The 26,570-nt window shown below is 38.4% G+C and carries 21 protein-coding genes; 11 read left to right on the top strand and 10 right to left on the bottom strand.

Translation table 11 applies throughout. The features are described from left to right. Positions 1–86 precede the first annotated feature (86 nt). The 4 genes from CDA10_RS12935 to CDA10_RS12920 all read left to right on the top strand — a co-directional run bounded on the left by CDA10_RS12935 (position 87) and on the right by CDA10_RS12920 (position 3,580). Complete coding sequence (locus CDA10_RS12935) at positions 87–1,454, top strand: COG3014 family protein (RefSeq protein WP_089605995.1); 1,368 nt, start codon at positions 87–89, stop codon at positions 1,452–1,454. 21 nt (positions 1,455–1,475) lie between these two features. Next, on the top strand, positions 1,476–1,883 hold the full coding sequence (locus tag CDA10_RS12930) for a DUF1425 domain-containing protein (protein WP_089605994.1): 408 nt from the start codon (positions 1,476–1,478) through the stop codon (positions 1,881–1,883). A gap of 24 nt (positions 1,884–1,907) precedes the next feature. Then, positions 1,908–2,510 (top strand): penicillin-binding protein activator LpoB, encoded by a 603-nt coding sequence (lpoB, locus tag CDA10_RS12925; RefSeq protein ID WP_089605993.1) that lies wholly within the window; start codon positions 1,908–1,910, stop codon positions 2,508–2,510. Positions 2,511–2,581: 71 nt separating this feature from the next. Continuing rightward, positions 2,582–3,580 (top strand): CsgG/HfaB family protein, encoded by a 999-nt coding sequence (locus tag CDA10_RS12920; protein ID WP_089605992.1) that lies wholly within the window; start codon positions 2,582–2,584, stop codon positions 3,578–3,580. A 33-nt stretch (positions 3,581–3,613) separates the two neighbouring features. On the opposite strand, the gene CDA10_RS12915 is transcribed toward CDA10_RS12920, so the two are convergent. From CDA10_RS12915 to cysM, 4 genes are all read right to left on the bottom strand, one after another. Beyond that, positions 3,614–5,920: a RelA/SpoT family protein gene (locus tag CDA10_RS12915; protein WP_089605991.1), complete on the bottom strand. Its 2,307-nt coding sequence runs from the start codon at positions 5,918–5,920 to the stop codon at positions 3,614–3,616. A 27-nt stretch (positions 5,921–5,947) separates the two neighbouring features. Then, a complete protein-coding gene (gene rlmD, locus CDA10_RS12910; protein WP_089605990.1) occupies positions 5,948–7,342 on the bottom strand; it encodes a 23S rRNA (uracil(1939)-C(5))-methyltransferase RlmD in 1,395 nt (464 codons plus the stop codon). An 8-nt stretch (positions 7,343–7,350) separates the two neighbouring features. Beyond that, positions 7,351–8,172 (bottom strand): 3'-5' exonuclease, encoded by an 822-nt coding sequence (locus CDA10_RS12905; protein WP_089605989.1) that lies wholly within the window; start codon positions 8,170–8,172, stop codon positions 7,351–7,353. Positions 8,173–8,235: 63 nt separating this feature from the next. Then, positions 8,236–9,159 (bottom strand): cysteine synthase CysM, encoded by a 924-nt coding sequence (gene cysM, locus CDA10_RS12900; protein WP_089605988.1) that lies wholly within the window; start codon positions 9,157–9,159, stop codon positions 8,236–8,238. Positions 9,160–9,472: 313 nt separating this feature from the next. On the opposite strand from cysM, the gene CDA10_RS12895 reads away from it, so the two are divergent. The 5 genes from CDA10_RS12895 to rsfS all read left to right on the top strand — a co-directional run bounded on the left by CDA10_RS12895 (position 9,473) and on the right by rsfS (position 15,545). Continuing rightward, positions 9,473–12,280 carry a GacS-like sensor histidine kinase gene (locus tag CDA10_RS12895; RefSeq protein ID WP_089605987.1) on the top strand — a complete coding sequence of 936 codons (2,808 nt, stop codon included), beginning with the start codon at positions 9,473–9,475 and terminating at the stop codon, positions 12,278–12,280. Between the two features lie 181 nt (positions 12,281–12,461). After that, positions 12,462–13,250, top strand: a complete 789-nt coding sequence (locus CDA10_RS12890; protein ID WP_089605986.1) for a crotonase/enoyl-CoA hydratase family protein — start codon at positions 12,462–12,464, stop codon at positions 13,248–13,250. A gap of 62 nt (positions 13,251–13,312) precedes the next feature. Next, the gene (locus tag CDA10_RS12885; protein WP_089605985.1) at positions 13,313–14,194 is read left to right on the top strand and encodes an NAD(P)-dependent oxidoreductase; all 882 of its coding nucleotides are present in this window, start codon (positions 13,313–13,315) and stop codon (positions 14,192–14,194) included. Between the two features lie 53 nt (positions 14,195–14,247). Further along, entirely contained in the window at positions 14,248–15,042 is a 795-nt protein-coding gene (locus CDA10_RS12880; RefSeq protein ID WP_089605984.1) for a hydroxypyruvate isomerase family protein, read from the top strand. Between the two features lie 101 nt (positions 15,043–15,143). Further along, the gene (rsfS, locus tag CDA10_RS12875; RefSeq protein ID WP_089605983.1) at positions 15,144–15,545 is read left to right on the top strand and encodes a ribosome silencing factor; all 402 of its coding nucleotides are present in this window, start codon (positions 15,144–15,146) and stop codon (positions 15,543–15,545) included. Between the two features lie 162 nt (positions 15,546–15,707). Here rsfS and CDA10_RS12870 read toward each other — a convergent pair whose 3' ends face one another. From CDA10_RS12870 to CDA10_RS12845, 6 genes are all read right to left on the bottom strand, one after another. Then, a complete protein-coding gene (locus tag CDA10_RS12870) occupies positions 15,708–16,952 on the bottom strand; it encodes an ammonium transporter (protein ID WP_228704637.1) in 1,245 nt (414 codons plus the stop codon). Between the two features lie 582 nt (positions 16,953–17,534). Beyond that, the gene (locus CDA10_RS12865) at positions 17,535–19,787 is read right to left on the bottom strand and encodes a TonB-dependent siderophore receptor (protein WP_089605982.1); all 2,253 of its coding nucleotides are present in this window, start codon (positions 19,785–19,787) and stop codon (positions 17,535–17,537) included. A 228-nt stretch (positions 19,788–20,015) separates the two neighbouring features. Further along, positions 20,016–20,669, bottom strand: a complete 654-nt coding sequence (locus tag CDA10_RS12860) for an XAC2610-related protein (RefSeq protein WP_407640379.1) — start codon at positions 20,667–20,669, stop codon at positions 20,016–20,018. Between the two features lie 145 nt (positions 20,670–20,814). Then, entirely contained in the window at positions 20,815–22,269 is a 1,455-nt protein-coding gene (locus CDA10_RS12855; protein WP_089605980.1) for an NAD(P)(+) transhydrogenase (Re/Si-specific) subunit beta, read from the bottom strand. A 3-nt stretch (positions 22,270–22,272) separates the two neighbouring features. Continuing rightward, positions 22,273–22,593: a proton-translocating transhydrogenase family protein gene (locus CDA10_RS12850; protein WP_089605979.1), complete on the bottom strand. Its 321-nt coding sequence runs from the start codon at positions 22,591–22,593 to the stop codon at positions 22,273–22,275. Between the two features lie 11 nt (positions 22,594–22,604). Then, positions 22,605–23,732, bottom strand: a complete 1,128-nt coding sequence (locus CDA10_RS12845) for a Re/Si-specific NAD(P)(+) transhydrogenase subunit alpha (RefSeq protein ID WP_089605978.1) — start codon at positions 23,730–23,732, stop codon at positions 22,605–22,607. 912 nt (positions 23,733–24,644) lie between these two features. Here CDA10_RS12845 and CDA10_RS12835 point away from each other — a divergent pair. After that, a complete protein-coding gene (locus CDA10_RS12835; protein ID WP_089605976.1) occupies positions 24,645–25,571 on the top strand; it encodes a DMT family transporter in 927 nt (308 codons plus the stop codon). 63 nt (positions 25,572–25,634) lie between these two features. Continuing rightward, positions 25,635–26,507 (top strand): S66 peptidase family protein, encoded by an 873-nt coding sequence (locus CDA10_RS12830; RefSeq protein ID WP_089605975.1) that lies wholly within the window; start codon positions 25,635–25,637, stop codon positions 26,505–26,507. The last annotated feature ends 63 nt before the right edge of the window (positions 26,508–26,570 follow it).

Genomic DNA, 26,570 nt, shown 5'->3' with positions numbered 1-26,570 from the left:
AATCATGTATTTCTTCTGTTAATAGATTGAAACTTTTTGTATATTTACAAAAAATTTATACAGACTATTTATTCAAAGGGGTTTTCATGACAAATTTATTTATAACTAAAAAAATATCATTCATCATCAGTTTATTAAGTTTACCAATTTTTAGTATTACATCGCAAACTCATGCAGGACTATTCGATAGCTATACCGATACCGCGCAAAGTTTCCGCTCATCCATTACACAACCTATTTCAGATCCAACACAAAAACTATTTGAAAAAAAAGCAAAAAGTAATGATGCAGCATTATATTTACTTGAAAAGGCGCGATTAGAACAAGCAAGCCAACAATACGAAGCCAGTAAACAAACTTTTGAAGCAGCATTTACACTATTAGATGAGCAAAACAACAAAGCAACAGTGAGTGCCTCAAAACTCGGATTTAAAGCACTTTCTCTCGTGAGTAATGATACGGTCGTTCCTTATAAAATTCCTGAATATGAACAAGTATTAGCTCATGTTTACCAAGCCTTGAATTTTTTAGCTTTAAACAATACTGAAGGTGCTGCCGTTGAAATGCGAGTGGCTCAGCGCCTGCAACGAGAAATCGAAGTTGCACATAGTAAAGAAACTGAAAAAGCAGCAGCGAAAGCTCAAAAAGAAGCTACTCCTCCCGCTGAATACGATGAAGCAACTGCAGGCTTAAATACCATTGCCAGCAAAGTAAAAAATACCTATCAAAATGCTTATGCCTTTTATATGGCTGCAACATTATGGGAAGCATTAGGTGAGAAAAATGATGCTCTGGTCGACTATAAAAAAGCTTACGAACTACAACCCAATGAATTCATTAAAAATGATGTAAAACGTCTAGATTCAGATCACAGTAAAAATACTGCACAATACCCTGTTGTTATTTTTTTCGAGCAAGGATTGGTTCCGCAGAAAATATCATCAAGCCTAGCTGTACCGACATTAAATGGTTTAGTGAATTTGTCTTTCGCAAGCTATGATCCAAACACCTATGTTTCTCCAAACCAAATGAATGTCGTTGTCAATGGTAAGACCGTTGCAAATACTGTACTACTTACCGATATTGGCGCACTCGCAGTCAAAACTTTAAAAGAAAATGTTGCAAGCAACCTTTCGACGCAAATCGCTCGTTCCGTAACAAAATATGCCATACAAAAAGAACTTGGAAATCATTTAGGTGCTTTCGGTCAATTGGCTGGAAATATATATAACACTGCGACAGAAAAAGCTGATGTTCGTGCATGGAATACCTTACCCAGCAATGCACAAGTTGCTCGCCTATTCCTTACAGCAGGCACTCACACCATCCAACTACAAAATAGCTATGCCAATCAATCTATTAATATCGAAGTCAAACCCAACCAAACGACTTTTATTCGAAGTATTGAAACCAACCAACAAATTATTGCTGACAGTTTCACCATTGCAAAATAAGCCTTGATAGGAAAACAAAAGATGAAAAAGTTACTACTCCCTCTATTGCTGAGTGCTTGCACACTTAGCTTAGTTGCATGTACTGCACCGAATGCAATGCGCACACAAACAGACCCAATAACAGGTGCGAGTAATGTCAAAACAATGACAGGTAACCCTGTTTTAGCAACACGTATTGGTGTAACCCGCGTCAATATGACGTCTTTAGGTGACATTAAACGTGCGTCTTTGGCGTTAAAAAATGGCTGGTTCTATGCACAAGCATTTGAGTACAAGATTGTTTGGTTTGATGCCGATGGCACTGAAATCAATCCAGAGGGAGCAACATGGAAACCTGTTAGCTTACAAGGCCGTGAAGTTAAAACGGTTCAATCTGTTGCACCAAATCCAAGCGCAGTAGATGTGCTTATTTACATGAAAAAAGATTAATTCGATAAATTTCAGGGGAAATATATGAAACTCAATACATTACTTTTAGTCGCAAGCATGAGCAGCGTTGCTTTACTCAGCGGATGTGCTTCACAATCTGTATCTTATGGCGATGCTCAAGCAACAGAAACACTGACCAAAGATTTTGGTTCAACAGACTTACAGCAAATTGCAGCAAAAATGGTTGACGATATGTTGGCATTTCCACCTGTGATTGAAATGACACAATCTCGCCGCCCTGTGCTTTTTGTGGATCGTATTAAAAATAAAACTCAAGAGCATATCGATACAGAATCAATCACAGACACCATTCAAAATAAGCTAATTAATTCTGGAAAATTCCGTTTTGTTGATATGACCTCAGTGGGTGCTATGGCGGATCAATTAGCCTACCAACAGCAAAGCGGCATGGTAGACAAGCGCACTGCGGTTAAAACAGGCTCACAAATCGCTGCCGAATATATGTTGAATGGTAACCTGTCTAGTATTGTTAAAAACTCAGGTGGTAAAAGCGACGTTTATTATAAATTTACGTTTAAATTACAAAACCTGAAAACAGGTATTGTGGAATGGACAAGTGAAAAAGAAATTCGCAAGTCAGCTAAACGAGCAACATTTGGTTTATAACTTTTAACAAAAACAATAAACCTGATAATACAGCTTTCCCTGTGTTATCAGGATTTTTAGAATGATACATAATGATGAAATCTTTAATTTGTACTGCCCTATTCTGCTTAGGAATCAGCTCAGCACACGCCGCCCTGCAAGAGATTATGAAAGAAGCAACAGGCAGTGGCCCAACTCAACAACAGGCTATTGCGGAAGCTTTACTCATTGCAGCACAATCCGTAAATGGTACAAGTGTTAGTTCTCGTACCGACTTAGCTGAAGAAGTGAATATGGTCGTGACCAATAATCACTGGAGCTACCAAGGTAAAGTATCTCCAGTTTTTAGCGTTGAAACTCAAGGTACTAACGCCATTAACCGTTTTCAGGTTTTAAGTATTTCAGGTTCTGGTAAAAACTACCGTGCTAAAGTTCGTGCCTACGTTAGTAAATTCCAATCGAATGTTGCCGACCAACATTTACGTCGTATTGCAGTCATGCCATTTCAATTTAGCTATGCTAAAACACATTTGACAGATGGTAATGATGCAGATGATTTCGTTATAGAAGTCGCTGATCTCGTCGGCACACAACTTGCAAATTCACGCCAATTAAGCTTGGTCAGCCGAGACTATATTGAAGAAATGACAAGTGAAAATGCTTTTCTACGTTGGGATGGCGCACCTGCTGAGATGGCAAGACTTGGACAAAAAGTCGGTGCTGACTATATTTTAGTGGGCCGTATAAATGAAGCCAAGGCGACACAGGAGCGCTTTTACGGCGCTGTGCCCGCTGGACAACAAGCAATTCGCCTCAATTGGCGAGTGATTGAAGTCAATACAGGTAAAGTTGCCGCTGCAGGAACAGTGAATCAACAGCAACGTCAATCTTTAGGTAACTTTATTCACAGTGCACAACCTGCGACCTCATCTGATTTACTCGCACAGCAAATCAGCAATGATATTTTGAATGGTTTATCTTTAACACCAAGAAATATATACGATCAAAATATCAATCAAATTGAGTCATCAGAACCCTTATCTGATGCCGATTTGACACCAGGTTCAAGCGAAAAACCGATACACTGGTAATAAAAAAGGCTGCATTTAGCAGCCTTTTTTGTGTTAATTCCCTTGCACCAAACGTCGCGCACTGATAATACCTGGCTGCTGCTCTAATCTTGCCAATAGACGAGAAAGTTGTGCTAAACCTTTCACTTCAATCAACAATTTCATATTGGCAATACCATCTGCTTCAGAAATTGTATTCACTTGGCGAATATTAATTTGATCAGAGAAAATCACTTGGGTTAAATCTTTTAACAGACCACGGCGATCATAAGCTTCAACAACAATTTGCACACTTTGACCACGTGTTGGCTGCATTTCCCAATCTGCTTCTACAGCACGATCAGGTTCCAATTTGATCATTCGCAGATAATCAGGACATGCAACTTTGTGAATACTCACACCACGATTTAACGTGATATACCCTGCGATTGATTCACCGTGTACAGGCTGACAACACTGCGCAATATGCAGCTCAACATTATCTAAACCATCAATCAAAATACCATGAGCAGATAACGTATGACTTGCACGTGGGTTCAGCGTTGGCTTTAACACCAACTCAGGCTCATCCTGATCCAAATGCATATGGCGATTGACTTGATTGATCAAGGCATGAAGACTGATGTCACCACTGACCAAAGAAACAAGAATATCATCGCCAGATTTAACATTGAAATGATTGCAATAATCACTCAAATCGATGCTTTTTGGATGAATTGCTAAACGTGAAAGCTCTTTATTGAGAATCTCACGCCCAACTTCTAAATTCTTACTACGATCTTGCTGTCTAAACCAATGGCGTAACTTGTCACGAGCACGAGCAGTTTTGATATAACCGAGAGAATTCACCAACCAATCACGGTTCGGCTCACGATCTTTCTTGGTTAAAATCTCGACTTGCTCACCTGTTTTCAAGGTGTAGGTTAATGGTACATAGCGTTGATTCACTCGTGCTGCATAGCACTTATTACCAACTTCGGTATGTACATGATAAGCAAAGTCTAGAACGGTAGAGCCACGCGGTAATTCTTTAATATCACCATCACGACTAAATACATAAATCTTTTCAAAACCTTCAAAATCTTGAATTTGCTCAAAATTCTCAGGTTCATCATCATTGGCATGTGCACTGGTTTCAGTCCGTTCTTGATAATGCTCAAGTACAGCACGTAATGAATGCAAACGATGATTAAATGAGTAATCTGTGGTTTTAGAACCTTCTTTGTAGTTGAAGTGCGAACATACACCTAACTCTGCCTCATTATGCATCTCTTTGGTACGAATTTGGATTTCCAAAGATTTGTTTTCAGCAATGACCGCCGTATGTAAAGAACGATATCCATTGGCTTTCGGATTGGTAATATAGTCATCAAACTGATGCGGAATATGTCGCCAAATCTGATGTACGATACCTAAAGCGTGATAACACTCAGAAACAGATTTAACCAATACACGGAGTGCTCGAATATCATAAAGCTGATCAAAACTCAGACTCTTACTCTTCATTTTGCGATAGATCGAATAAATATGTTTTACCCGACCTGAGATTTCCGCCTCGATATCATGTTCAGCCAATTCATGCTTTAAACGTTCAACTACGAACTGAATGTATTGCTCACGCTCTAAACGTTTTTCGTTGAGTAAAGATGCAATTTCTTTGTAACGTTCAGGTGCTAGATAACGGAAAGCTAAATCTTCTAGCTCCCATTTTAATTGAGCGATCCCTAGGCGATGTGCTAAAGGTGAATAAATGGTCAAGATTTCACGTGCAACACGCTCTTGACGCTCTTTTGGAGAATGCGCCAATTCACGTAATGCAAAAGTACGTTCCGCCAATTTGATCAATACAACCCGAACATCTTCTGTGACAGAAATCAGCATCTTATAGATACCTGTCAAATGTTCACGTTGATTATTATTAAAATGATCTTCTAAGCGTTTGTTTTTTTCAATCAATTCAGAAAGTTTACCCATCGCCAAAGTACCTTTGACGAGGTTGAAAACTTGCTCACCGAATTGTTGTTGAATATCATCTAAAGTGGTTAAGCCCTCACGTACACTACGATAAAGCACCGCTGCGACCAGCGTATCTTCATCGGCATGTAAATGTGCCAAAATATCCGCCATACCAATGCCTGTTGCAAAGGTATTGGTTCGATGATTGACTGTTGTCGCTAATTCTTTTTGTAATACTAATTGCGCAACTTCTTCTAACTGTATTAATTCAGCACCGTCTAAAATTCCACGCACGCGATCTAGCCATGTCGCCAAAGCTTGTTGCGCTTCATCGGCATGCTCTACAGTCGCTTCACCTGATAACTCATTGAGTTGATCTGGAAGCTGTTCACGAACTGTGACCATACCCGTCTCCTCTAACTCTATACTTCATTATAAATCGTTTATCTCTAATTTCTTTTCAAACAGTGCTATGGATTCAACATGCCCCGTATGGGTAAACATATCCATTACACCTGCTTTTTTTAACTGGTACCCATGTTGTACCAAAATTCCAGCATCTCTAGCTAGAGTCGCTGGATTACACGACACATAAACGATTCTTTTTGCACCAAACTTTGGCACATAATGCATAACTTGTTCAGCACCTGCTCTCGGAGGATCAATCAATAATGCATCAAATCCTTGATTTGCCCAAGAAAAATGTGAAAAGTCTTTTGTTAAATCTTGTGAATAAAATTTAACATTGGTTAAACGATTGTTCAGTGCATTTTGTGTACCGCGTTTAACCATTTCCTCACTCCCTTCAACTGCAACCACTTTCCCTGTCGCACCTACTTGTGTTGCAAGAGGAAGTGAAAAATTCCCCAATCCACAAAATAGATCCAAAACAGTTTCGCCTTGTTGCAATTCAAGCAAATCACATGCCAGTTTAACCATTTGCTGATTGACCGTTGGATTGACTTGAGTGAAATCTGTGGGATTAAACTCAAATTCAACATCAAAATCATTTAAACGATAATGTAAATGCATTGCTGCTTGAGCATCGTCCACCCGATGTAAACTTTCTACACCGAACGGCTGCAAATACAACTGCCACTGTTTCTGTAACGCATATTGGCGCAATAGGTTGACATCATGCGCTTTTAATTTTTCAGTATGACGAATTAAAAGCGAAATTTCATGATCACCTTTGGCTAATTCTATATGACCAATGGCATGTTTGCCTTTTAGACTTTCGAGTAATACTTTTAACTCAGGTAAGGCTTGATTCAAGGCTTGAGCCAAAATACCGCAACTTTGGATTTCAGTTAAATGATTACTCTGCGCTTCACGAAAACCCATTGACAACTTATTTTGCTTTGGTAAATAGCGCACACCAATCCGTGCTTTATGACGGTAATCCGTTTGCTGTGAGCGAATCGGTTCAAGCCATTGCATCGGTTCTAAACCTGCAAAATGACTTAGATGCGATTTTAAAACTTCTTGTTTTAAGCGAATTTGCTCATCAGGATGAATATGCTGCATATTACAGCCGCCACATATTCCAAAATGAGGGCAAAAAGGTTCTACACGATTTGGATTTGGATCACTAATTAGGGCAATACTATCTGCCTCTTCAAGCTTTGAAACTTGACGAGTAATTTGTGCTTTAACCGTTTCACCGGGTAAAGCATAACGAATAAAAACTTTTTTTCCGCCTTTGTCAGTCGGATGGTCAATATCCGTATCATAGTGTGCAATCCCTCGCCCTTCATGTGACAATCTCTCAACTTTAAAAATATACTGTGGAAGCTGAGATGGACGAGTTTTAGCTCTATGTTTCAAATGAATACCTAATTGGGAATAGAAGAAAAATCTGAAGAAGTAAAATCCGTTCGTTGTGAAGTTTCACGCCAAACATTCAAAAACTCTTGCTGTTGCGGTTGACCTTGTAAATAGTGAATCGTCGCTTGAATCCAAAGACCATGGTCATTCAAAGACACTTGCCCTTTCAACAAAGACCATCTTAAATAAATTAACCAAGTATTCAGCACATCACCTTCGCAATAACTGGTCAATGCCAACCATTGCTGAGTTTTCACATATTCAGGAACGAAATACCCCGAAATACCACGCTTACCGGGATACCCCAGTAAATGTGCAGCATCATCCAACTTCTGAAAATGTCGTCCGTTGAACATTGCCATCACGTCCATTAAATCGACATGGCGAGTGTGGTAACGGTTCTGATAGTTATTATACCTTTTTTGCGTATCAATCTCACCCTGATCGAATAAACTTGGTGCAGAAAGTCCATGATACATGGCACGAAATAAAATCACTGGAATATCAAATTGCGAACCATTCCAACTCACTAGGGTTGGATGACGCTTATCAAATATAGATAAAAATTTTTGTAAAATTTCTGCTTCAGAATATTGTTCACGACTAAAAGAAAACAGTTTCATTGAACCATTTTCATCGAGCCATAAGCCTGAGATACATACAATTTCATGCAAGGCCAAGCGTTGAAAATCCATGCCTGACTCTTGACGACGCAATTTTGCCAAAGCTTGCACTAAATCATCTTCAGGTAAATCTAAACCATATAAATGCGCCCCTGATTTAAGATCAGTCAGGGTTTCAATATCGAACACTAAAACGGGAAGGCGCATAAACAAATTTACTCTAACGCTAAAAATAGAAGCCGATTATTCATCATTATTGTATATGGCTTATTATGAATCAGCATCATCTAAAGAAAATAATCCTGTCGATAAATAACGATCACCACGGTCGCAGACAATGCATACAATCACAGCATCTGGGTTTTCCTCAGCCAGTTTAACCGATGCCCAAACCGCACCACCTGAAGATGTCCCTGCACTAATGCCTTCTTGGCGTGCTAAACGGCGTGCCGTTTTTTCAGCTTCAATTTGAGGAATATCCATAATACGATCAACACGTTTAGGATCAAAAATCGTCGGTAAATATTCTTGCGGCCAACGACGGATTCCCGCAATATTTGAACCTTCAGAAGGTTGTAAACCTACAATTTGAATCTCAGGATTTTGTTCTTTTAAATATTTTGAAATCCCCATAATCGTGCCAGTTGTTCCCATAGCACTCACGAAATGGGTAATTTTTCCCGCTGTTTGCTGCCAAATTTCAGGGCCAGTGGTTAGATAATGTGCTTCAACATTGTCAGGATTACCAAACTGATTTAGGACTAAGCCTTGACCATCAACCTGCATTTGCAAAGCCATATCACGCGCGGCTTCCATATTTGGCGCTTCAATCAATTCAGCACCATAAGCACGCATTGCATCTTTACGCTCTTGGCTCGAATTCCCCGGCATGATCAACTTCATTTTATAGCCACGCATTGCCGCGACCATTGCCAGTGCAATTCCTGTATTTCCACTTGTCGCTTCAATCAATGTATCGCCCGGCTTGATCTGACCACGCTGTTCTGCTTTCATGATCATATTATATGCTGGACGGTCTTTTACAGAACCTGCCGGGTTATTCCCTTCTAGTTTTGCCAATACTGTTGCTTGAGTATGACTTGCCAAACGCTGTAGACGTACCAAAGGGGTTTTCCCTACATAATGGTCTAATAAAAATTCATTGGCTAAGAAATCAGGTTGTGTATTACTCATGAATTGCACCTATATTGAGGTGGACGTATTGTATGAAAAAAAGCGTCTGACTGCACATCTTTCAAGTTCATTTTAACAACGACGCTTAGACTAAGCCGATTTCAAAAAACTTGCAGCCAAATGGATAAACAATATTTAATTCAATAAAATTAACCACATAATATCATAACTCAATAACTTAGCATTAGAAGTGATAACCTTATCTTTAAATAAGCATAACTATTCTCAATTCAAAAGCTTTTTAATCATATTGTCATGCAGGATGAATAAAGCATGTTAATATGCCTTGCATGGGCAATAAGTAGCTGGATCCATGTCGAATTTCAATAAAAAACTGTTTAAACGTTTAAAGCTCAATCACGCTTATGGGCAACTTATTGCGATGATTTTTGTGCCTATTATGATTATGGCATGTGTAGGAACAGCACTGGTTCTTTCAGAAACATCAGCAGCAGCAAAATCCAAACAACGCTTTGCGGCGATCGCTATTTTAAGTCGCTATCAATATACCGCTGAACAACTTACGGTGATCGTTGGACAAAGCCTTGCCCAAAAAATTCAAGCTGAAAATATTTTACAAAAAATGTTTAATGAAAAATATTTACTCAGCGCAGCTGTCTTAGATGAAAATAATGTCAATCATTTAAGTATTGGCTATCAAAATAAACGAAATTGGCCTGAGATTCCTAAAACAAGCACTTTTTTTGGTCCAATATCGAGCAAACATAACAATATTTATGGATTAAAACTCAATCCAACCGACACAGCTAAAAATATGTGGCTTGTGATTGAATTGGATAATCAGCCTTTAGAAATTGCACGTTATCGAGTCATGATCGTGCTCATTACAACCGCCTTATTTACATTACTTTTACTATTATTGTGTTTGAATTTTTATTCTCGACGTTGGATTGCACCGATGTATGAGATTCGCATGCAATTACAGCGTTTGAATGCGGATACATTAGATCAGCATATGATCATCAATAGTACTGGTGAGCTGCGTTTATTACAGCGTGATATTGCCAATGTAGTAAAACGCTTACATTTCAGCTTTTTAGAACTCAAAGAGCATACCGAACAAACTGAAGATGATTTACGTCGTACCTTAGACACGCTAGAAGTCCAAAACATTACCTATAAACAAGCGCGTGACCAAGCGATTTCATCCAATCAAGCGAAATCGGTATTTCTAGCCAATATCAGTCATGAATTACGCACGCCTTTAAATAGTATTGATGGCTTTATTCATTTAATGATCCGCCAAGACAATTTGAGTAATGATCAAAGTTTATACTTACAAACCATTCGTAAATCTTCAGCGCACTTATTGGCACTGATTAATGATGTACTTGATTTTTCTAAGATTGATGCAGGTAAATTAGAACTCGAAACTGCTCCTTTCGATCTCGAAGAAGCTATTTTTGATGTTATGGATATGCTGTCACCACTCGCTGCACAAAAACATATTGAAATGGCGTTCTATTTTGCCGACAACGTGCCGAAGTATGTGGTTGGTGATGCGCTACGCTTTAAGCAGATTTTGACCAATCTAATCTCCAATGCCATCAAATTCACCCCCGATGGTGAAATTATTGTCCGTGTGCGTATGGAACATGACGATATTGGACAATGCTTATTGCATTTTAGTGTACAAGACAGCGGTATTGGTTTAAGCGGCACAGACCGTAAAAAACTATTTGAATCATTCTCACAAGGCGATGCATCGGTCACACGCCAATTTGGTGGTACAGGTTTAGGTTTAGCCATTTCCAAGCAGCTCGTACATTTAATGCAAGGTCAAATTGGTTTTGAAGATAATCAAGAACGTGCGCCAACAGAAAAAGGCTCAACCTTCTGGTTTACTGCAAAATTTGTAGTCAATGAAGATGAAGAAATTGTGCATCCATCATTTAAAGAAATGAAGGTTGTATCTTTCTTGGCACATCCTGCGACAGCCAATGTATTGCGCCATTATTTAGAAGATTACCAAGTTCAACACACCGAAGCTCAATCGATTTTAGATCTATTTAGTCGACTGAATAGTCTGGATCAGCAGTCTGAAAATACATGGCTCATAGTTGATCATAGTGGCGATACTGAAGCATTATTAAAAGAAATTCGCAATCGCTATCAAGGTCATTTAGCCGTTTATGGCTATCAGATGTCGCTTGATCCAAATATGTTAAATGAATATAAAGCACGTCCATTGTACCAACCACTGAGCCGTAGCTCAGTGATTCAGTTATTGAGCAATCAGCCTGTATTTGATCAAGAACACCATCAAGATTTCAAAGGGCGTGATTTACATATTTTGGCTGTAGATGATCACTTACCGAACCTTATTGTTTTAGAGGCCTTACTCGGCGAACTCAATGTTAAAACCACCAAAGCACAAAGTGGCCAAGAAGCATTAAATTTAATTCAACAGCGCATTGACCATGATGAAAAAGCATTTGATTTAATTTTCATGGACATTCAAATGCCAGTCATGTCTGGAATTGATACCACTCGTGCCATTCGCTCACTTGAGTCAACGCTAGATGATCTACGTATGCCAATTATTGCTTTAACAGCACATGCTTTGGCAGATGAAAAGCAAAAGCTCCTCAAAGTCGGTATGGATGACTATGTCACCAAGCCTATTCAGATTGAACAAATTATTCAGATTTTAACCAATTGGACTTCAGATACATTCATTCAAACACATCAGCAAGTTGAAAATTCTGTCTATATTGAAGCCTTTGATTCCGATATTTTAGATTGGAAACAAAGTTTAGCTTTGGCTGCCAATAAGGAAGATCTTGCTCAAGATTTATTGAAAATGCTGGTCGATAGCTTCCCTACAGAATTGGATGAAATTCAGCAATTGGTTGAGCTTGAGGATTTCCCTCAGCTTGAACATGTATTGCATCGCTTATATGGTGCGACGCGTTATGTAGGCACACCTAAATTGCAACGTGCGACTGGTGAATTTGAACAATTCGTATCAACACTCAGAAAAGAACGCCGTAAAGCCGATGAAGCCTTTATTCAAGATGTCACACAGCGCTTAGATCATTTACAACTGGTGATTCATGAAGTTGAAACAGCAGCGCAACAAATTTTGCCTGCATCATAAAATTCATGAAAAGGTTTGATCCATGATTTTGATCTATAGCAACGAAGTTCCTACTTTTCAAATATCTATGTGAGTGGATTGCAAATATGGCTTTGAAATCACTTTCCGTGACTCTCGTGTCATGCAACTCTTTTAAAGTCCATGCTATGCTGATTGTTATGGAAAAATAAGAGTCTAACTCATGGCACTATTACGTATCGAAAAAAATAATGGCATCGCAACGGTTTACCTAAACCGTCCAGATAAACGCAATGCAATGAGCTTTGCGCTGTTACGTGAATTGGTCAGCACAGCAAAAAAAATCAAACAAGATCGTTCTATTCGTTGTGTGATTCTGACTGGCGAAGCCAATGTTTTTAGTGCCGGAATTGACTTAGCAGACTTAAATAATCCGAAAAACAAAGCCTATGCAGCTTGGGAACTGATTAAACCGGGTCAAAGTTTATTTCAAAAAGCATTCCTTATTTGGCAAGAACTGCCTGTACCTGTCATTGCAGCACTTGAAGGTTTCTGTTTTGGTGCAGGAATGCAACTGGCACTTGCGGCAGATATTCGTATTGCTCACCCAGACACAAAAATGTCGATCATGGAAAGTCGTTGGGGACTGGTTCCTGACATGGGCTTAACCCGTTCAATCAAAGGTGTTATTGGCATCGATTTAGCCAAAGAACTCACACTCACTGCACGAATTTTTGATGGTCATTATGCCAAAGAAATTGGCTTGATTACCCATGTCGATAACGCACCTTTGGCAAAAGCCCAAAGCATTGCAGAAGAAATGTTGCAACGATCACCCGATGCGCTGATGGCGGCAAAACGTGTTTTAGATGCTATGGAACATGAGCCAAAAAAATCGCTTCGTTTAGAAAAAATTTGGCAATTGAAATTACTTATGGGTAAAAACAGTCAAATTGCACGTAAAAAGGATAAAAATCCTGAAGTGCAATTCTTACCTCGCCAATATAAATAATTTTTTATAAATCATCTTTTGATCGTTTTTTTCAAAAATATTCAAAATCGTTGAGTTGCAAAATGAATTTTGACCGTAATAGTAAAATTGCATTCTTAGGTATGGGACTGATGGGAAGCCGCATGGTCACTCGTTTAGTCCAAGCAGGATTTGATGTTGCTGTTTGGAATAGAACAGCAAGTGCTTGTGAAGCGCTCATTGATATGGGGGCACATGCTCTTGATTTAGACAATATTGCAAAATACCCGATTATCCTGACTTGCCTTGCCGATGATCAAGCTGTGCAAGTGGTTTATGATCGGATTTATGATCATTTAAAACCATCACAAGTGATTGTCGATTTTTCAAGCTTATCTGTAGATAAGACCAAGCAGCTTGCAACTCACGCAGCACAAAAACAAGTGACTTGGATTGACTCCCCTGTCTCAGGTGGGACTGCTGGTGCTGAAAATGGAACACTGGTTATTTTTGCAGGTGGCGATATTGATATCATTCAAGATCTCAGCCTAATTTATAATGTTCTTTCACAGCGTGTGACCCGTATGGGTGACACAGGTACTGGGCAAGCGACCAAAATTTGCAATCAACTGATTGTTGCAGCCAACAGTACACTTATTGCTGAAGCTGTTGCATTGGCGAGACAAGCAGGCGTAGATACTGCTCTACTTGCTCCAGCACTTGCCGGTGGTTTTGCAGACTCTAAACCTTTTCAGATTTTAGCACCACGCATGGCAACGCATAGCTTTGAACCAGTACAGTGGAAAGTTCAAACCTTGTCAAAAGACTTGAATAATGCGGTCAAACTCGCTGAACAGTTTAATTTAGATATTCCTGTGGCAAAGAAAGCATTAGCCCAACTACAAGATCATCAACAGCATGGTTTTGCAGAATCAGACTTAGCAACAATTATTCAGCAGGTTGAACATAAAGCAGTTGAAAAATAATGGATTGCCAACTACATTGGGAGTAGAGGAAATCTAAAGCAAGGAGCATGACGATGACTAAACTCGCAGTAAACCTATCGATGATATTTACTGAAGTGCCACTCATTGAACGATTTGCATTGGCTCATTCACATGGTTTTCACAACATTGAAATTCAGTTCCCATACGAGCTGAGTATTGATGATATTCAATCTCAACTCAAATTATATGATTTGCATCTTTGCCTGATTAATGTTCCTGCTGGCGATTTAATGCAAGGTGGTTATGGGCTTGCTGGTATTCCTGGACGAGAAATTGCATTTCATCAAGCACTAGAACGTGCCATCGAATATGCCAATGCGCTGAATATCCCAAGTGTCAATATTTTGGCAGGTAAACAACCAGAAGATGCCGATCTATTACCGTGCTTAAACACCTTAGCCAATAACCTTAAATTGGCATGCCATATGCTAACTGATCATGGTATTCAACCGCTCTTTGAAATGATCAATGGTACAGATATGCCACGTTTCTTGATTCAGAATATTGCTCAAGCCCAAGAAATGTTAGAAGCGGTTCATCATTCTGCATTAAAAATGCAGTTCGATTGTTATCACATGGCAATGATGGGTGAAGATGTCCTTTCAGCATTAAAAGAAAATATAGATTGGATTGGACATATTCAATTTGCAGACTGTCCAGGACGTCATGAACCTGATACAGCACAAATTGATTATCCGTCGATTTTTTCATGGTTAAAACAAAGCACCTACTCAGGCTATATCGCTGCTGAATACAAACCACAATCTCATTCAAATCAATCTTTTGCATGGAAAGATAAGTATTTCTCTAATAATCACACCTACTAAGTCAACACATTTTAAATAGACCTAAGCGTTCTAGAATTTGAATTTTTAGAACAAAAGCGCTATATTAGAAGGTGAGATATTGTTTGGAAAATATACACTATATGAATTTAGAACCATCGCCCAGCGCTTCTAATTCTCACGAACTTGCAATGAACACGGAAAATCAAGATGTACGTGCTTGCTTAAAAGTCGTACAAGAAGCCCTACTTGATGTAAAAGCCAAAGACATAATCGAGCTAAATGTAAGCGCGATCAGTAACGTTGCAGATGCAATGGTTATTGCGAGCGGAACATCTACTCGTCATGTTAAAGCACTTGCTGACAATGTTGCTGAAGAAGCACGTAAAGCAGGATTTCGCCCAATTGGTGTTGAGGGTGAGAGAGATGCTGAATGGATTCTAATCGATTTAGGATTAGTCGTAGTGCATGTAATGCTGCCTACTGCTCGTAAGTTTTATGATTTAGAAAGTTTATGGCGTACGACACCTGAAAGTGTTGCCTGATTTGAAAGAAAAGCGACTTTAAAGTCGCTTTTTTAATGCTTTTCGTTTGTTCTTGCTTCATTTTAATTTAAGCCATATTTTTCCACAGTAAGTGATTTCTTCACGCTACTAGAAAGTACAATTTTTCGCCTAGCATCTTTACTTTACTTTTATTCGATTCATTTATTTGATTAAACTGACATCTAAATTTGCCATTTGCTTTCTTGTCGTTATCCAACAAATACTTTTAAAAACAACATAAGCAATCGTAAAACTCCAAACGAAGTTCACCAAAATACCAAAACTCTGAGCGATTAAACTGACTTTACCAATCGACTCAACCGCGGAGTTATGGTTAAACGCCACAGCCAAAGTGCCCCAAACACCACATACACCATGTATAACCAAAACATCTCTAACGTATTTAGAATCAATCCATCGTGCTAAAATTCGAGGGCTATATAAGGTAAATAAACCTGAAACTAAACCAATAATAAAAGCTGATGATAAACTGACAAATGCGCAACTTGCAGTAATTGCAACCAAACCACCCAAAGCAGCTTTAATCAACTCAGACCATGAAATAATTTTTTGATTTATAAATAAGGAAAACAACAATGGAGAAACGATTGAACCTAATAAAGCTAAAAATGCATTGATCACGACCATGCCAATATCAAAATGAATCGCGGAAATATAGATCACATTCAAACCAGACCATGCCAACCAAAGAATAAAACCAGCCAAAGCGAGAGATAAAATTCTATAATCTTCAAAGATCATATCTTTTTTTATAATTTCTTGTTTATACTTAGATTTCAAAGACAAATAAGCAGCTAAAACAATCCATGCAGCCGTTGAATGCACAACTGTTGAACCTGCAAAATCAATAAATCCTAAAGCTTTTAACCAACCATCACCAAAGATAAGATTTCCCCAAACCCATCCGCTAAAAAAAGGAAAAATCACACTTGCAATCATCAACCCTGTAATCCAATTGACTAAAATTGATGATGTGCTTGGGATAATTCTTCCAACAACTGTAGTAATTGTCGTCGCCATCAACGTATAAAAAAACAGTAAATTCCAATGCCATCCTTGAATACTACTTAGCGTTCTAGGACTATCAATAAAACCCCAAACGATAAGTTTTGAAAATATGATTTCAAAAAGTAAGGTTCCGACAATCGCAGAAATATAATTGATAATAAGGCGATAAATAGATTTGAAATTATGCTCATATCCTCCTTCAGCAACAGCAAAACCTGCCTGCATGAGGATGACAAAAGCACTACCATAAAATAGGATTTTAAAGTCTGGAATTAAATTAAATGCAGCAATATCATTTTCTAACGATGAACTAAATGCATAACTTGGAAAGGTCAATATGATTAAAATTAAACCTATCAAACACTTTAATTTCACCATATTTACATCCAAAGTTACTGTGACTTTTCCATTTATAAAATTTCACAATAATTATTAATTTCGATAACTATGTATCACTTATGTTAGCAAGTATAAAGCGTCTCAAAAAATAAAAAAACTTTTTACATCGGATAGCACATTAATAATTGTTTTTAAACAATTTATTTTGTTATTTTTAGCCAGAACACGCTTAAATCGTATGAAATATAACTTAATAAATATTGTGATATATTATATATGGCATTACGAATAGTTAAAAAAATCTTATCACCTATGATATGTGACTAAAAATTAGGCTTAAAGATAGCTCCAATAATGCTGTCTTATTTATTTCTTACATTACTCAATCACACTCAATTTATATCAAGCCTAAACATTCTCATCAGTAAAATATGAATCTTAATATAAACTTCCGAATATTTTGATAACAATAGATTTAAATCAAGATTTGGGCTGTCTATTTTCAATTTTATTATTGAAATATAGGTTTAAGTTAGTCCCTTGATTTGTAAAAATGACAAACCAAGAGACCTCAATAAAATTAGTATTTACTTGTGTAAACTAAGTTACTTTAAACAAAAATTAGAATTTAAAACTACTGGAAACAGTCAATGTTCGGGGTGCTCCCAGTGTCGATCCACCATTACCATTCCAGTAATGCTTATTCAGTACATTATGCAAATCGACTCGTAACGTGATGGGGCGTTGCTCTCGATTGAGAACATATCTTGCACCAAGATCAAATAAAACATAGCTCGGCACAATATCCGTATTCATCTGATCTGCAAAACTGGATGCATTATAATTCACCGCACCCGATAGGCTCAGATTTTCAACTTCTGGTACTGTGTATTCCATACGTACTTTAAATATTTGGTCGGCAACATCGACAGGGCGTTTACCTTCTAACAAGACATTTTGTTTTTGCTTTTTAATCTTTGTATCTAGCCATGTATAGCCACCCATCACGCTGACATGCTCTGTCAATTTACCAATCGCTGTCAGTTCAAATCCTTTATGTACTTGTTGTCCATCTTGCACATATTTAGGCGCGTTGGGATCACGTACATCGTAGTATTGTAAAGCTTTTTCAATATTAAAAAGTGCAGCACTGAACAGCAAACCTCGCTCAAATGAATATTTTAATCCAAGCTCATATTGCTCACTCACCAATGGTTTAAACACCTGTCCTGCATTTACAACAATGGCATTTTTATAGGTATCAGCAGCAACCTCACCTTGTTCCAAGGCCTGAATATAACTTGCATAAGTTGTTAGCTGTTCCAAAGGTTTAAATATCACAGATACTGACGGCGTAACTGCAGACTCTTTATAAGTTGAACCTTGCTTGGTCTGAACTGTCGCATATGCAATACCCAATAATGCTGACCATCGTTCATTGAACAGCACATCATTACCGAGCAAGATATTTTCATGACGATTATTTCGGATGACTTGCATCTCTCCACGGTCTATTGAGTTGAGTTGCGGGAAAGGCATCTGTGTTGGTTGTTGTAAAGATAGATCGGTAAACGTAACTTTTTCGGTGCTATTGCCTTTGGCTGGACGTAACTGCACCGTATCGCTCCACTGAAATCCTGTGGTGAGTTTATGTTGTATCTGACCTGTATTGAATTTCCAATCTGCATAAATTGCACTACGTTCATCTTCTTGTTCACTTTGAATCGCATTGGTACCATTCGCAAAAACATTAAGTAGAGTTTGATCATAGCTTTGTGCTGAAGTGATGGTATTTCGTGCATTGGGAACGCTACGTGTACCATGACTTTGTAAATAATTCAATCGAATGGCGATATCATCATTAACCTCCCATTTTACATTTGCGCCATAACGCTCAGCATCGTACCAACGATGTGTCCACGATTGCCCCCAAGAAACATCATTCTGAATTTTACTGGCATTGAGCCGAGACATGCCTTCTTCAAAAGACCATGCAGCCTGTCCACCATTAACCTCATACTTGCGATTCATTCCATTGATCTGTAACCATAAATTATCCAGTGGTTGCCAATCCAACCCCAAACTCATAAAACGTATTTTGATCTCCTCGCCTTGGATTACACTGTCACCACCTTGTTTAGCAATGTTCAGCCGATAGCCTAACTTGCCTGCTTCATCAAATTTCCCACCAAAATCACCATGAACATTCCAGCTTTCATTCCCCAAACTACTGATTGTTATTTCATTCAATCGTTCAGCTGTCGAGCGTTTAGTCACATAATTGATCACACCGCCAATATTATTCACGCCATAGAGAAAACCCGATAAACCATTGAGGATTTCGACACGTTCCGTATCTTCAGTGGTAGTACTGTGATTATATTGGTCACTCGGCACACCATCACGATAGGATGCTCGCACTGGGAATCCTCGCATCTGTACATGCGGCTGATCATTTTCACGTTGCTGTCGTGTGAGTTGGGTTAAAGGATTAATCCGATAAATTTGATCTGGTGTCGTTGCCTGAATATTTTTGAGCAAATCTTCAGTAAATACTGTTACGGTATATGGTGTGTCCTGTAAATCCCTTCCTTGCCAAGGCCCAACCTGAGAAATTTGATTGTCTAAATAGCCTTGTTCTGCTGTTCCCTGTCTTGATTCGGCTTGGAAAACAAGATTGGGCAATTGTGTCACTGCATTCTGATTTATCTCCTGTATTTCCCCACTGCTTTCAGCAAAGCTTCTTGTGCTGTAGCCTAACACGGTCACAATACCCAATATCAGAGACACTGAAAGACAGGAATACGCCTTAGAATGATCAGGCAGCTTTTTAAATATTTTTTCTTGTGCATTTCTCTTATATAAAACTAACATTTTAAAATATTCCAGTTAATAAAAATAATTATCATTATTATTTATAATATTAACATATTCTAAACTTATTACTGCAAATGATAAGTATATTTACACTTATTTAAAAATTTAGAAAAAACAATAAAATGCAGATCCTTCTGTCCGCAGTCTTCATCTTTATAGCTTTTACTTTTATCGTTCTTAATCGTTATAGCTCTTAATTTTTATCGCACTTAATCTTTATGGCTCTTAATCTTTATAGTATTGCTTTATTGGATAATATTTTGTGTTTTCCACCCAACGCCCCTTGTTCAATGTTCTTTCCGTAACTTTTACTTTATCCCCTTCCGCCACAGTTGCATCTTCTATAAACTCTTTGACTAAGCGCAAACCTTTTTGTGGAACAACAACATATTCAGAACGTATGTGATAGCAACAACCACTTTTATTAAACGTCAAAATTCTTTTTTTGTCTGCATCCAGCTTAAACATGCCCAAATTTTCATGAGTCAATGCTGATAATTCATCACTAAAAACAAATTTATTTCGAGTGCGGTTAAAGATATAAATATCATAGGTTGGCCCACCATAAGCACCCTCATTTCCATTGCGGATGGCTATATCTTCTTGACCATCGAAATTAAAATCATCAAAAATTAAAGGACTTTGCTCACCATAGAGTTGCACGACATTTACAGAGGGTTTGAAATCTTTGCCTAAATAAGTCGTCAGATCTGTCGATAAAAAATGCTGAAACTTCTTGGTTTGTCCTTTTTTGTACACATCAATTTTCGCCTGACCACCACATTCATTGCGATCGCATGGCACATCAATAACTACATCATAGTGTTTTGATGCTTTTTTAATTTCAAAAATTTGAGCAATTGTATTTTGGCTCAACATTAATACGCTACAAGTCAGAATAAGATTGAACGGCTTCATATTTATTTTCACCCAATGTACTGATTCAAGACATATCAATGATCTTAACAAAATATCCAAATAAAAAACCACCCGAAGGTGGTTTTTATCCAATTACGTTACGGAATTAGTGTCCGCCACCGTTAATTGCTTTTGTCATTTCTTCAACAACTTTCTTGGCATCACCAAAGATCATCATAGTCTTGTCATTATAGAACAAGTCATTGTCTAAGCCTGCATAACCTGTAGCCATAGAGCGTTTGATCACCATAATGGTACGTGCTTTATGTGCTTCAAGGATTGGCATGCCGTAAATTGGTGAAGTTGGATCATCTTTAGCAGCAGGGTTCACAACATCATTCGCACCAATGACAAGAACGACGTCAGTTGCAGGGAAGTCTGAGTTAATCTCATCCATCTCTAAGATGTCTTCATAAGCAACATCTGCTTCTGCAAGTAATACGTTCATGTGACCAGGCATACGACCTGCAACTGGGTGAATCGCAAAACGAACTTTTACGCCTTGTTCTTTCAAGATTTCACACAATTCTTTAACAGCATTCTGTGCACGACCTTGCGCCATACCATAACCAGGTACGATCACAACGCTGTCTGCATTTGACATCAAGAAGCCAGCATCATCCGCAGAACCTGAACGATAGTTACGTTGAACTTGTTCGCCTTTATCTGCTGATGCAACTGCTGTACCACCCATTGCACCACCAAACAATACGTTGATGATAGAACGGTTCATTGCTTTACACATGATGTAAGACAGAATCGCACCCGAAGAACCTACAAGCGAACCAGCAACGATCAACATGTTATTTTCAAGTGTGAAACCAATACCCGCAGCAGCCCACCCAGAGAATGAGTTGAGTAGAGATACCACAACTGGCATATCACCACCACCAACTGGAGCAATCCAAACCCAACCGAATACAAGTGCAAGTGCAGTCATTGCCCAGAATGCATTCATGTTACCTGTGGTGAAGAAGTAAATACCACACGCCAACATTGCAAGGAAAATAATTGCTTGAACAGGTTTAACCCATGCACCAGAAATGGTTTTTGCCCATTTTTTCGCAGCCAACTTACCATAAGCAAAGACAGATGCTGTGAAAGTAATTGCACCGACGAAACAACCTACAAACAATTCAAATAAATGTACACTACTCATATGCGCATGTTGTACACCCGCAGCAGTTAAAGCAGTTTCATTTTCTGCGAATAATGCAGTCAGTTGGTTATTATGCAAAATGGCAGCGATTGCAATTAACACAGCAGCCAAACCAACCAGTGAGTGCATTAAAGCAACTGTTTCAGGCATCTGCGTCATTGGAACTGTACGTGCACGAGCAATACCTACGATCGCACCCAGCACCATTGCTCCACCAATCATCCAAATCACAGGATGATCTGCAACAAAGAAGGTGGTGATTACAGCAATCGCCATTGCGATCATACCGTAACGGTTACCTTGAATTGCAGTTTTAGGACCGGATAAACCACGCAAAGTTAAGATAAAAAGGACAGCGCCTACTAGGTAGAACCAATCCGCATAGTCTCGAATAAATTCCATGTATTAGCCCTCTTTTTTCTTTTGTTTTGGCTTAAACATTTCAAGCATACGCGCAGTTACTGCGAAACCACCAAAAATGTTAATGCTCGCCAAGAACACTGCGAATGCACCAAGTACACTCACAACATTCACTGATTGGAATTGCACACTTGCATCAACAACACCCGGAATACCCACAGTTTGAATCATCGCACCAACCACAATAATGGATGACAATGCATTGGTTACCGCCATCAATGGCGTATGCAATGCAGGTGTAACACCCCAAACCACGTAGTAACCAACAAAAATGGCTAAGACGAAAATTGTAATAGTTTCAACCATGATAACTCTCCTTAACCACGCTTGAGCAGTACTTGACCGCCATGAGTTACTAGAAGTGCTTTTTGAATTTCATCTTCTTGATTGATCGCGAAGTTTTTCTCTTTATCAAATAAAGTTTCAATGAAATTAAAGACATTACGTGCATACAGTGACGATGCTTCAGTCGAAACTGTCGAAGGAATATTTGGAATACCTAAAATCGTTACACCATTGTCAGTGACAACGTTTTCACCATTTTTAGAACCTTCAACGTTACCGCCTGATTCAACCGCCATATCGAGGATGATTGAACCTGGTTTCATTTTGGCAACAGTTTCAGCTTTAATTAAGCGAGGTGCATCACGACCTGGTAAAAGTGCCGTTGTGATCACGATGTCTGCATTTGAAACAGCTTTATCTACGATGATTGCTTGGTCTTTGATGTATTGCTCACCTGGCATCCATCCATAACCGTTTTTAGCAGCATCAGCAGCTTTCTGTTTCTCTTCATCAGACATTGGAACGTCTAACCACTTACCACCGAGTGATTCAACTTGGTCACGTGCCGTTGGACGTAAATCTGTTGCTTCTACTACTGCACCTAAGCGTTTAGCCGTTGCAATCGCTTGTAAACCGGCAACACCAACACCCATGATCACGATACGAGCAGGTTTAACCGTACCCGCAGCAGTCATCAGCATTGGGAACATGCGTTGATATTCCGCAGCAGCCAAAAGTACTGACTTATAACCAGCAAGATTGGCTTGAGAAGACAATACATCCATGTTTTGCGCACGAGATAAGGTACGTGGCAAAAGCTCTAACGCAAATGCAGACACTTGTTGTGATGCAAATTGGTCAAGTTCAGTATTGCGGTAAGGGTCAAACATTGCAACGATGGTTGTACCTGCTACAAGCTTTTGAATTTCATCACCATACGGCGCACGAACTTTCAAAATCATCTGACTGCCTGTATAAGCATCGTCTGTAATTTTTGCACCAACCTGTTCATAAGCACTGTCAATAAACGCAGCTTTTTTACCAGCTCCACGTTCAATGACTACACTATGACCAGCGCTGATCAACTTTTTTACTGTTTCTGGTGTAGCAGCAACACGGTTTTCACCAGTAACAGTTTCTGTTGGGATACCAATCTGCATGAGCGTTCCTCAAGCTAATTTTTCTTCAAGTAAACATCGTGAAACACGATGTTTTCCTCAGGACGTGTTCTTATGTATTTTCGGATTCTAATTGAACTTAAATAAAATGCTACCCAATATTTATTTAATAAATACCCATATTTTGAACTAATGATTCACAAATATCATTCTACGACATACTAGGTATTCATTTTTATTGCACTTTATTTAAACAATTTTTCACTTTTTCTGAGAGATCGGTATTTCCAAGCATTAAAATGCTGTTTTTTTGCGCTCAGCTTTGAGCTGTACTTTGCTTATAATGGATCGTAGATTGGCATTTTAGGCATACCACCCTTTATTTGGCTTCAATTTTTAATCTTCAAATCGCTAAGAAAACAAGCGTATTCGCGATGATAAAATATTAAATTCGCCTTTCTGACAAGATATACCATTATTTTACAAATCTAAATTGGCTATTTATGGTATCAGTCATGTCAGAAGTGTAAGTTAAATTCATTCCTTTTTTTGATTTAATTAATAAAAAAAAGTACTTGGAATATACTCCCGTACAACACATCGATAACACTAGATTAAATACATAAAAAATGTATTTTAACGCTCTAATCATTTTATCTAGTAATACCATAATGGAATATTTTTGGCTTAAAATAAAAATGCACCATTTTTGTGCTATTTTTATGACAATGAAGAAGTTATTTTCAGCATTTCCCAGATGTTTTCCTGTATTTTTCATGTTTTTATTATTTTGATACATATTAATTGCATTTTAAATATTTTCTATTCGCTCAATATAGACCTATTACATTTTTTGATTGAATTGATTCTTTTTTTGCATTTTCCCTCTGCTCCACCTACAACTATACTTCTCTATAGATTTTGATTTACTCCTCTATCAACAAAGTAGCTCACATGAAACTCACCCTCTCCAGCACTCAAGTTGGTTCGCTGTTCGCACTTGGTGCTGCATTTCTATTTAGCACCAAAGCTATTTTCATTAAGCAAACCTATGCACTGTCTCCACTGGTGGATGGAACTGTATTAATGGCTTTAAGAATGGCGAGTGCGCTTCCTTTCTTTTTACTGCTCTGTTGGTTTAATCGCCATCATAATAAAAACATCAAAGCAAAAGATTGGGGAATGCTGATTTCAGCCGGTTTGATTGGTTACTACTTTTCCAGTTGGTTGGATTTTGCAGGCTTAATGTATATCAGTGCATCATTAGAACGAATTATTCTATTTTTATATCCAACACTTACAGTCGTACTGACCAGTGTTATTTATAAGCAAAAACTAAGTTTGAAAACCATCATTGCTATTGCTTTAAGCTACGGTGGTACTGTGATTGTAATGCTACAGGAGCAAAATACAGTATCGCATGAAGGCAGTTTTTGGTTGGGTGTTAGTCTAGTCTTTGCCAGTGCGGTATGTTTTGCCAGCTATTTGTTAATGACTCCACGTTTGATTCAAAAATTCGGCTCTTGGAATTATACAGGGTTAGCTCTAAGCATCGCCTGCTTCGGGACATTGATCCATTTCATGATCGCAATCCCACACCCAATTCAACTACTCACTCAATTACCGATTCAAGTTTTGTGGTATGGCATAGCCTTGGGTTTATTGGTGACTGTTTTACCGACGATATTTATTGCACAAAGTATTTCTCGTTTAGGTGCTGCTCAATCTGCCATGATCGGTTCAATTGGCCCTATTCTCACCATTATTTTAGCAGTTGCTTTGTTAGGCGAGCACATGAATGCGGTACAATGGTTCGGTTGCTTGTTAAATATTATCGGTGTCATGATGATCACCTTGTCTAAAAAGAAACTTGCACATTAAGACTATTTATACGTACTTCGATGTACTTTTTATATGTACCCCAATAAATGAATCGGAACAAATATGCACTTCAAAATTGTATCGCCAAGCGCATGTGTCGATATTGAAAATATTCAATTGGCTCAATCTCATCTTGAATCATTAGGACATCAAGTCAGTTTAGGGCAACACGTATTTTCCCAATACCGATATTTGGCGGGAACAATTGAGCAGCGTATTGAGGATTTAAAACAAGCTTGTTTAGACCCAACAGTCGATGCGGTCTGGTGTGGCCGTGGTGGTACAGGGGCAGCAATGTTACTCCCCTACTTAGATGAATGGATTTTAAATAAACCGATCATTGGCTATTCAGATACAACGGTACTGTTAAATTATGTCGCAATGCATGGTGGGACAGCATTGCATGCACCTGTTTTTCAAGAAATAGCTGTTAAAAATTTAGACAGTAGTCCATTGTCTTATGATGCGTTAAAAACCATCAGTTTATTAAATACCGATCAAAATAAAGTACAGCATTATGCATTAACCAGTTTGAATGGTTTTGCTCAAGATCAAGCACTTGAAGATGTAAAAATCTTAGGTGGAAATTTAACTGTTTTATGTACGCTACAAGGAACGCCATACAATCTTCAACTTCGTCAACCCAGTGTATTATTGATAGAAGATGTCGGTGAACCGTATTATCAAATTGAACGTTGTCTGACTCAACTTTTACAAAGCATTGATACATCTCATTTAAAAGCGGTGATTTTAGGTGACTTTTATCAATGTCCACAAAAAAATGTACCGCAAAGTATTGCTGAAATTGCCAATGAGCATTTAGAACCTTTAGGCATAGCGCTGTATCAATGTGATTGGTTTGGACATGGGGAACATAATCGTCCATTTTGGATTGGTAAAAATGGAAAGATTATTGATTCACAATTGATTTTATAAGGCTGAGGCTTTGCTCTGATCGTTCATTAGCACATGGATTTTGCGCCCAATACACCGCAAAAG

The organism is Acinetobacter piscicola (assembly GCF_002233755.1).
GTDB lineage: Bacteria > Pseudomonadota > Gammaproteobacteria > Pseudomonadales > Moraxellaceae > Acinetobacter > Acinetobacter piscicola.
Note: the sequence above shows the minus strand (reverse complement) of the source record. Positions and strands in the feature narration are given on the sequence as shown.